The sequence below is a fragment of the Flavobacterium sp. UGB4466 genome (assembly GCF_903469665.1).
GTDB lineage: Bacteria > Bacteroidota > Bacteroidia > Flavobacteriales > Flavobacteriaceae > Flavobacterium > Flavobacterium lipolyticum.
Genome location: NZ_CAGKLC010000012.1, coordinates 1 through 3,628, shown reverse-complemented (window position 1 = coordinate 3,628; position 3,628 = coordinate 1). Strand labels below are relative to the sequence as shown.

At 30.1% G+C, this 3,628-nt stretch carries 3 protein-coding genes; all 3 read left to right on the top strand.

The features are described from left to right. Positions 1–1,311 (top strand): nucleotide sugar dehydrogenase (locus JO950_RS05235; RefSeq protein ID WP_237732280.1); only part of this gene is annotated, 1,311 nt, incomplete at its 5' end. 59 nt (positions 1,312–1,370) lie between these two features. After that, a complete protein-coding gene (locus JO950_RS05230) occupies positions 1,371–2,348 on the top strand; it encodes a UDP-glucuronic acid decarboxylase family protein (RefSeq protein ID WP_202701651.1) in 978 nt (325 codons plus the stop codon). 35 nt (positions 2,349–2,383) lie between these two features. Next, positions 2,384–3,628, top strand: a 1,245-nt coding sequence (locus JO950_RS05225) for an oligosaccharide flippase family protein (protein ID WP_202701649.1), incomplete at its 3' end; no start/stop codon positions are given.

Below are 3,628 nucleotides of genomic sequence, written 5' to 3'. Positions count from 1 at the left end.
CATATTCAAGTGACTGTTGTCGATTTGAACGAACAAAGAATTATAGACTGGAATGATCCAAATACAGATAATATTCCTATTTACGAGCCTGGGCTTTCAGAAATTGTATTAGAGGCAAGAGGGAGAAATTTATTTTTTTCAACAGAAGTTGAAAAAGCAATTGATGAAGCTCAAGTTATTTTTATATCGGTAAATACTCCAACCAAAACTTATGGTAAAGGAAAAGGAATGGCAGCTGATTTAAAATACATTGAATTATGTGCCAGACAAATTGCAAAAGTTGCAAAACAAAATAAAATTGTTGTCGAAAAATCAACTTTACCTGTTAGAACTGCTGAGGCAATTAAAAGTATATTAGATAATACAGGTAATGGCGTTCAATTTCAGATTTTATCGAATCCTGAATTTTTAGCAGAAGGAACTGCAGTTACAGATTTATTAAATCCAGACCGAATCTTAATAGGAGGAGATTCTACTCCAGAAGGAGAAGCTGCAATTAATGCTTTGGTTGATGTTTATGCAAACTGGGTAAATAAAGATAAAATTCTAACAACAAATGTTTGGTCATCAGAGTTGTCGAAGTTAACCGCTAATGCATTTTTGGCGCAGCGTATTTCTTCAATTAATGCGATGTCTGAGCTTTGCGAAAAAACAGGTGCTGATGTTAATGAAGTAGCAAGAGCAATTGGAATGGATAGTAGAATTGGACCTAAATTCTTAAAGGCATCTGTTGGTTTTGGAGGTTCCTGTTTTCAAAAAGACATTTTAAACTTAGTTTATATTGCAAAGTCATATGGGTTAAATGAAGTAGCAGATTATTGGGAACAAGTTATTATTATGAATGATCATCAAAAAAGAAGATTTTCTAATAAAATTGTTCAGACATTATACAATACAGTAGCCGATAAAAAAATTACTTTCTTAGGCTGGGCATTCAAAAAAGATACCAACGACACCAGAGAGTCTGCAGCAATTTATGTGGCCGATGATTTAATTAACGAACAAGCAAAAATTTCTGTATATGATCCGAAAGTTTCAAGAAATAAAATGATGAGCGATTTAGATTATCTAGAAACAAGACCTGCAGAAGAAAATGCTAAATCATTAACCACATTTGGTAATGTTTATGACGCTTGTAGAGGGTCTCATGCAATAGCAGTTTTAACAGAATGGGATGAATTTACAACTTACGATTGGCAAAAAATTTATGAGTCTATGCATAAGCCTGCTTTTGTTTTTGATGGAAGAAACATTTTGAATGCGAAAGAATTGCAATCAATAGGTTTTGTTTACAATGGAATAGGTTCGTAAAAGAAATGAATTTTGCGTTATTAAATAAGTATTAAAAATATTATCAAATATAGTCTTTTATGAGTAAGAGAATTTTAATTACGGGAGCTGCTGGGTTTTTAGGCTCTCATTTGTGTGATAGATTTATAGCAGAAGGCTATGAAGTTGTTGGAATGGATAATTTAATTACAGGTGATATAAAAAATATAGAGCATTTATTTCCATTAAAAAAATTTAAATTTTATAACCATGATGTTAGTAATTTTGTACATGTTTCAGGCAAATTAGATTACATTTTACATTTCGCTTCTCCAGCAAGTCCAATTGATTATCTAAAAATTCCAATTCAAACCTTAAAAGTCGGATCACTAGGAACCCATAATCTCTTAGGATTAGCAAAAGAAAAAAAAGCTAGATTTTTGATAGCTTCAACTTCAGAAGTATATGGCGATCCAAAGGTTCATCCTCAAACCGAAGACTATTGGGGAAATGTTAATCCAGTTGGACCCAGAAGCGTTTATGATGAAGCGAAAAGATTTCAAGAAGCAATAACTATGGCTTATAATACTTTTCATGGTCTAGAAACTAGGATAGTTAGAATATTCAATACCTACGGACCTCGAATGCGTTTAAATGACGGTAGAGTTTTGCCCGCTTTTATAGGTCAGGCATTGCGTGGAGAAGATTTAACAATTTTTGGAGATGGCACACAAACTAGATCATTTTGTTTTGTGGATGACTTAGTTGAAGGAATTTATAGACTTTTAATGTCCGATTATACACATCCTGTCAACATTGGTAATCCAAATGAAATAACAATGAATGATTTTGCACAGGAAATTATTAAATTAACAAATACTGATCAGAAAATTGTTTATTTGCCCTTACCACAAGATGATCCTAAACAAAGACAACCCGATATTACTAAGGCTAAAGCAATTTTAGATTGGGAACCTAAAATAAACAGAGAAGAAGGATTAAGAATTACTTACGAATACTTCAAAAGTTTACCAGAGGAGCGTTTATATGAAGAAACGAAACATCGTAATTTTTACTAAAAACATTCGTTTAACATATTTAATACATTAGTATAGTGGCAATTAAGGAGTTTGTGATTAATTCAATTAATGAGGTCAAAAGACAAAAATTACTCTTAGAAAATTACATATATCTGACAGCAGTTCAGATTATGAATACTTTATTTTATTTTTTAATTTATCCATTTTCCATAAAAATATTTGGGGCAGGAGATTATGGATTATTTTTGTTTTCAACAACAATTATTTCTTATATTACCTTGTTTATTTCTTTTGGAATTGATTTGCCGGCCTTAAAAATTTTGTCTCAAAACATTGACAACAGAAAGATTAAGTCAGAATTGTTATCTGATGTTGTAAGTACTAAAGTCTTTCTGAGTTGTATTTCATTGTTAGCATTGTTTTGTGTAATTTGGTTTAATCCAAATCTTAGTAAATTATTGCTGATAAATTCACTTCAGGCTTTTTCGAGTATCTTTTTGCTCAATTGGTATTTTCAGGGATTGCAAAAAATGCGCTGGTTTGTTTTTTTTCAATTAGTAATAAGAATTGTTTCAATTGCTGTTATTTTTTGTGTTATTAAAAATGCAGAAGATCTTATTCTTTACAGTTTTATTATATCTGGAAGTGTTTTTATGATAGCTTTTCTTTCTTTTTTATATTTAATTTACAAAGAAAGATTGACTATTCGAGTAGTTAAATTTAATCGGATAGCTAGTTTTTTACGGCAATCATATCACTTTTTTCTAAATTCTTCAATAAGTGTAATAAGAGCACAAAGTACAACATTATTTATTGGTTCGTACGTTGGAATGAACGAAGTAAGTTATTTTGATTTAGCTTCTAAAGTGATATTATTACCTCAATCGATAGTTTCAAATATAAACAACGCTCTTTTCCCCAAAATTTTAAAATCTAAAGAAATAGATGTAAAAATTGTAAAAAAAGTTTTTTTGTATGAATTTTTGATTGGACTTTTTTTTATTAGCCTAGTTGTCTCTTTTGGTAAAAATGTAATTCAAATTTTTTTGCATGAAAATGTACAAATGGCACATAATTTAACTATCATTATGAGCTTGACTATAATGTCATGGTTGTTAGTAGGGTGTATTGTAAATTTTGTATTTATGCCAATGAATAGATACGATCTTATTTCTAAAAATCAATTTATTGCATTTGTTAGCTTTTTCGCTTTTTGTTTTACAGGTTTGTTTTTTATTAAAACCGTTTATGTTGTAGCGTTTGGCATCGCTTTTTCTGCATTATTAGAAATTTTATTCTGCTTTGCAATGGTTATAAAG